4 protein-coding genes are annotated in these 6,310 nt (G+C 45.2%); all 4 read right to left on the bottom strand.

What is annotated here, in order from left to right; genetic code table 11:
* Positions 1-196 precede the first annotated feature (196 nt).
* Complete coding sequence (locus tag QUB12_RS36320; protein ID WP_333147105.1) at positions 197-1,120, bottom strand: hypothetical protein; 924 nt, start codon at positions 1,118-1,120, stop codon at positions 197-199.
* 127 nt (positions 1,121-1,247) lie between these two features.
* Entirely contained in the window at positions 1,248-2,645 is a 1,398-nt protein-coding gene (gene mgtE / locus QUB12_RS36325; protein ID WP_333102113.1) for a magnesium transporter, read from the bottom strand.
* Positions 2,646-2,838: 193 nt separating this feature from the next.
* A complete protein-coding gene (locus QUB12_RS36330) occupies positions 2,839-4,575 on the bottom strand; it encodes an ABC transporter permease subunit (RefSeq protein WP_333147102.1) in 1,737 nt (578 codons plus the stop codon).
* A 224-nt stretch (positions 4,576-4,799) separates the two neighbouring features.
* A complete protein-coding gene (locus tag QUB12_RS36335) occupies positions 4,800-6,203 on the bottom strand; it encodes a nitrate/sulfonate/bicarbonate ABC transporter ATP-binding protein (protein WP_333310942.1) in 1,404 nt (467 codons plus the stop codon).
* Positions 6,204-6,310: the final 107 nt, after the last annotated feature.

Below are 6,310 nucleotides of genomic sequence, written 5' to 3' on the forward strand. Positions count from 1 at the left end.
CTCTTGTTTCATCTGTCGAAATAATTCTTAAAGAATTTGGAGATAATTATGTAATTAATTTTGCTTAACTACTTATCAAATCCGTTAGCATCGGAATAGTAAATTCGAGTTAACTGTTGACTGTTGACAGCGAACAGTGAACAGTCAACCGTCAACAGTCAACCTCATTCCGGTGTAACCGGAAATGATATTACCATTATTCGATTAATCCTAACTTGTGTAAGCGCGAACGAATGGCACTAGGCTGTCGCTGAAATCTCTGAGCTAATTCGTCAATTTGTTGACCGCTCGCATATTCTTTCTTCAAATTTTCGTCTTCATCCTGACTCCACTTGACATAAGCTCTGGGATATTTCTGACGAATTTTCTCATTCTGGGTTTTAGGTCGATAACCATTCTTTTGCTCGCCATTCAAACCAGAACCCAACTGTGGGTTAATTTCCCCACCGCGACTAGCTAGCGCCTCTTGTACGCGGTTGGGAATCACAGCAATTTCTTCTGAGAGTTCAGCCAAAGCATTGTCTACTTTTTGCTGAAGTTCTGTTAGCTGCCGCTGCTGCAAATTCCCCCACTGTGGCAGTTCGTTGATAAACTGCTGCAAGTCGAGAATTATTGTTGTCAAAGTTTCGACTTGTTGCAACTCCGGCCGCTGTTTGAATTGGCGGCTGGTTAGTTCGATCTCGCTTTGAATCATTTTAATAGTTTTTTCTAAAATTATTAGTCGCTGGCGCAGGTTCTCAATGGCTGAAATTAGAGAGTGTACGTTTTCTCCAGGCGCAACATTGAGGTTTTCGCGAGATGTTTGAGCAAGTGCTTCGTCTAAAGCCTTTACAGCAATTTGCAATTCCTCGATCGCCCGCTCGGTAGTAGCTGCTTGTTGATTTACGCGATCGAACGTGGCAGCCGTACTTGCTTTAACTTGCCTGTGCAGCTTCTGTCGGTTCACAAAATTCAACACCAACGAAATCACTACAGGCACTTGAGCATAAACGCTCTGCCCCCAAACCAAACTAGCAGCCAATCCCACAGCAGAGGCAGCAATAAAAACCACTTCAGCAGTTTCTAACCAATTGCTCGACTTGGGATTTTGGATTTTGGTTGGTGAATTGGATGATGACATAGCTTAATTGGGAATTGGGAATTGGGAATTGGGCATTGGTCATTGGTCATCAGTCATTGGGAGGCTGTACATCACCGAATTTAAAATTACTATGGTTTTTTTATTGATGCCAATCTACTTAAATATATTAAATCTGCAAAATTAGTCGAGCTAAAGTGAAATAAATCAAGACCCCAAGGACATCAACTGCGGTGGTAATAAAAGGAGCAGACATTAAAGCGGGGTCTAAACCCAAAGAACGAAATAGAAACGGCAGAGCTGAACCGGCAATAGAAGCTAAAATTGCGATCGCAAACAAACTCACTCCCACCGCGAGTGCCACTGCTAAACTCCCTTGCAGAGTATAAGCCCAGCCCGTGGCTACAGTCCCCAATATAGCTCCTAGCAGCGCTCCCGCCATCCCCTCGCGAACAATTACCTGAAACGGGCCCATTGCTGTAATTTCGTCAGTGTTCAAACCGCGAATTACAACAGTTGAGGACTGAGCTCCGACATTGCCTCCAGTGCCAGTCAGCAGGGGAATAAAGGCTGCTAGGGCGACTACTTGGTGCAAAATATCTTCTTGAGCTCGAATAATTGCGCCGGTGACAGTATTAGTTAAAAGCAGAACAAACAGCCACACGACCCTTTTCCGGGCAACAGTGATTAAATCGGTCTGAAAATAATTGTCGCCGCCGGACTGGACGCCGCCCAAGGTATAAATATCTTTGGCTGCTTCTTGTTCTAAAATGTCGATCGCGTCGTCAACTGTAATGATGCCGACCAGACGCTGTTCGCGGTCTACAACGGGCACAGCTAAAAAATCGTAACGCTGGATCAGCCTAGCTACTTCTTCTTGATCCGTGTCAGTTTGAACAGAAACTACCTCGCGGGTCATAATTTCGCCGACAGTTTTGTCGAGGGGGGAAGTGACTAAATCCCGCAAAGATAAAATACCTGTCAAGCTGCGTCCGGCGTCGGTGACGTAAAGAGAATAAATTGTTTCGGTAGTTTTAGCCAAAGAGCGAATTCGGTCTAAAGCTTGGGCGACGGTAAAGCTTTCTTTCAGAGAAATGTATTCCGGGGTCATAATCCGACCGGCGGTACTGGCTTCGTAACCCAAAAGTTGAGCCGTAGCTTCCCGTTCCGTCGGGCTCAATTCACCCAACAGGCGACGGACTAATATTGCCGGCAGTTCGTCAAACAGTTTAGCTCGATCGTCCGGGGACATTTTATCTACAATGTCAATGACTTCTTGGCGTTTAAATTTTTCGCAGAGGGACTGCTGAACGCTGGAGTCGAGATATTCGTAGACTGCGATTGCTTCGTCTTTGGAAAGCAAGCGGAAAGCTATTACTTGCATGGTTTCTGGCAGGCCTTCGATAGCTTCAGCTATGTCTGCTTCCTGCACCGGGTGCAAAATCGCTTTTGCTCCTTTAAAGTCTCCTTCTTCCAACAGGGCCCTTAACTGCGATCGAACTAATTCCCGCAGTTCCTTTCGCGCGTAGGTGGGTAGAGAAGACGATTGATAACTTTTTTCTGTCATTGATGACCCTCCTAAACCTGTGCTGCGCGCCTTCCTGAATCCAGTTTAGAGCCTATTGACGCCACTGGTTGCAGTTATACGATTTATACCGGCGGGGTTAGCAACCCAGTTTCTTAGTGGAGGCTTCACCACCAAACCAAGATGTATTCTCGCAACCGTTTTTTTTGGTATGGGGTTTTTTATATTGATTTACTTAAACCAACAATTGATATTTTTCTTGTGCCAAACGGTAAAGTGGCCGCCACACCAAACGGTTAGTCAATACAACCAACAACGACATCACAGAAGTAGCAGCCAACAGCAAAGGAAAATTCCCAGATGCCGTAGCCTGAGAAATAGTTTCTCCCAAACCCTCTGTAGTAACAATTTGACCTTTAAACTGCACGTACTCGCTGACAATACTTGCATTCCAAGCACCGCCAACGGCGGTAATAATTCCTGTGCTCAAGTATGGGAAAATTCCCGGTAAAATCAAAGTCTGCCAGCGCTGGATTAGGGAGAGTTTGTAAACTTGTGCCGCTTCAAACAACTCGGAAGGTATCGATTGAGCGCCGGCAATAACGTTAAACAGCAAATACCACATTGTCCCCAACATCATCAGCGCCACAGAACCAATTTGCAAGCCGCCTCCAGCGTGAATTAAAGCTAGTAGCAATACGGGAAATAAAGCGGTTGCCGGTACAGAAGCTGCTATTTGTACTAATGGCTGCAAAATTTGAGCTAAACGTGGATTTCGACCGATCGCCACTCCGACCGGCACTGTCCACAACAGCGATAAAAATAGCGCGCAAATGACTCGCAAAGCTGTGAAAAATGCACCTCCTATGACTTTTTGCCAGTCAGACAAACTCAACAACCGCAGCAGCAGCACTGCTTCCCAAGTTCCCCAAAGCACAATGACGGCAAACCCACTAACAAATATCCAATTTATCCAATTTCGGATGCGGCTTTTTTGTCGGGGATTTGTTGGTAAATTAGCAGGTGGAAAAGCTCTTACCAAACCGATATCGAAACTATCGCCGATCGGCGATAGACGCGACTTAAAAACCCGCAGCGTCGCCGATCGTCTTAAAAAATCTAACACATTTGATTGCGGTACATTGGTAGCTTCCACGGATTGATATTTAAACTTTTCTACCCAAGCAATCAAAGGCTGCCACACGAAAAACTCTATGGCTATAATCACACCAATTAATACTGCTAAACCCCAGCCGATCGCTCCAAAATTACCTTCATTGGCTGCCTTGCCCAAATAGGAACCGAGTCCGGGCAAATTAAAGTTTTTCTCCCCCAAGGTAAAAGATTCGATCGCAATCAAAAAGAACCAGCCGCCCGCCACTGACATGACGCTGTTCCACACCAGTCCGATCGCACCAGCGGGCAATTCTAACGTCCAGAACGGCTGCCAAGCATTGAGCCGATAAACTTGAGCAGCTTCCTTAAGTTCTCGCGGAATCGCGGAAAGCGACTGATAGAAACTAAAAGTCATATTCCAAGTCATCCCCGTAAATATTAAGATAATCGATGCGAGTTCTACGCCGATTCTTTGACCGGGAAATAAAGTAACTAGCGCTAAAACCACTCCCGGCAAAAAAGATAAAACTGGAATCGACTGCAAAATGTCTAACAAGGGAATTAAAATTTTGGCGGCTAGGGGAAAGCGGTAAGCAGAATAAGCATAAACTAGGGTAAACAGCAGCGATAAAAAATAGGCTGCTACCATGCGTAAGAGACTCTGGGCTGTATAGGCTGGCAAGACATTTAGGGTAGTCTCAATTTTGAAATTAGGGTTGTAGTCACTGCTGAATTGAGAAGCTGTTTGGACAATTACCAAAATTAGAGAGAAGATGGCTAGAATCAGCAAACCGTCTTGCCAAGTCCAAGCTGACCTTTCTAAAGTTTTATTGGCCGGTGTTAAGGGTCTTGTCATAATAATTACTTATTGGGAATGGGGCATCGGGCATCGGGCATGGGGCATGGGTATCGCGCATTGGTTATTGATTATTGGTTATTGTTTATTGGTTATTGGTTATTGCTTATTAGTTATTGCTTATTGGAGGCAGAGCCTCCGGGTATGTATTCCCAGGCAGAGCCTGGGAACAAGACTAAGACTAAGATACCAACAAACAAGACTAAGATACCAACAAATAACGACTAACAAGCAACAAGTAACAAGCAACAACTAACCAATAAAAAATAACAAATAGCAAATAAATACTCAGCTTTATATTCCGATTCTAAGAACATTTCGCCCCCGGGCTCATCATAACTGTATAACTCTGCATAGCGACCCCAGTCAATAGCAGTTTGCAATTGCCGCATTGCTTCTTTGGGACTAAAGTGGGCTTCGAGAATATCCAAAATCAACTCTTCAGAAATGCGGTGATTGCGCTTAGCCTGAAGCATTCGATACATTTGCTGTACGAGGCGAATATTGCTGAGAATTTGGGTGCGAACAATTTGTTTGCGCTGGTCAATTCCGCCGGCAATGAACTGAATGCCAACTGGTGTTAACAGGAGGTCGCCTTCTTGAATTACCAGAAATTCCATTAATTTTGCTGCTTCCACGATCGGCAAAATGTCGTCAACCTCTAACATTAATTCTTGACCGAGGCGGTACAGATCCTGCTCCTTGCGGTCTTCCAAGAGTTCCAACAGGCCTGCGATCGCACCAATTCGCACCTGCGGCAGAGATTGGTATTTAGCGCTTTGAGGGGGTTGAGGTTGATACACAGTAGCGGCACTTTCAGCAGGTGCAGTTACTGTTTCGTCGCTCAAGTCAGGATTGGTGAGAATTTTGTAAACTTGGTCTACGAGAGCTTGAAATTCGGGAGTTTTACGATCGCGGTAGTGCGGCAAAGTCACCGTTAACTCGGCGCGAATTCGCCCCGGGTTGCGACCCAAGACTATAACGCGATCGGCTAAAATTACCGCTTCCTCAATCCCGTGAGTTACGATTAACACCGCTTTAGTAGGAATCTTCTTTTCCAGCCACAAATCTAATAACTCAAACCGCAAGTTTTCTGCTGTCAGCACGTCTAAAGCTGAAAACGGTTCATCCATGCAAAGCAATTCGGGTTCTACCGCCAAAGCTCTAGCAAATCCCACCCGCTGCCGCATCCCGCCGGAAAGTTCTTTCGGATAAGCATTTTCAAATCCGTCTAAACCGATAATGTCAATCATCCGCAAGGCTTTTTGCCTGCGCGGTTCGGGCAATTCTCCTTTAGCTTTTAAGCCTAATTCTACATTTTCTAGTACCGTCAACCAGGGATAAAGGGCAAAGTTTTGAAATACAATTGCCACTCCAGGATTTAAGCCGACTAAAGGACGATTGTGGTATAGAACTTGACCGGCGGTGGGCGGGATAAGTCCGGCAATCATTCGCATTAATGTTGATTTTCCCGAACCGGAAGGGCCGAGCAAAGCTACTATTTCGCCCGATCGCAAATCTAAATTAATTGGCTCTAAAATAGAGATTGTTTGACCGTTGGGCTGCGAGTAAGCTTTGCTAACGCCTTCTAAGGTAATCAGGCACTCTGTTGCTGTTTTAACTACCACAACTAAACCTCCTCGCTTGTTGTTTAAATTTAGTCAGTAGTCAGTAGTCAGTAGTCAGTAGTCAGTAGTCAGTAGTCAGTAGTCAGTAGTCAGTAGTCAGTAGTCAG

It is taken from the genome of Microcoleus sp. B7-D4 (assembly GCF_036705125.1).
Classification (GTDB): domain Bacteria; phylum Cyanobacteriota; class Cyanobacteriia; order Cyanobacteriales; family Microcoleaceae; genus Microcoleus.

Coding starts and splice junctions, on each gene's coding strand:
- QUB12_RS36330 (WP_333147102.1), bottom strand. CDS start 4,575: ATGACAAGACCCTTAACACCGGCCAATAAAACTTTAGAAAGGTCAGCT.
- mgtE (WP_333102113.1), bottom strand. CDS start 2,645: ATGACAGAAAAAAGTTATCAATCGTCTTCTCTACCCACCTACGCGCGA.
- QUB12_RS36320 (WP_333147105.1), bottom strand. CDS start 1,120: ATGTCATCATCCAATTCACCAACCAAAATCCAAAATCCCAAGTCGAGC.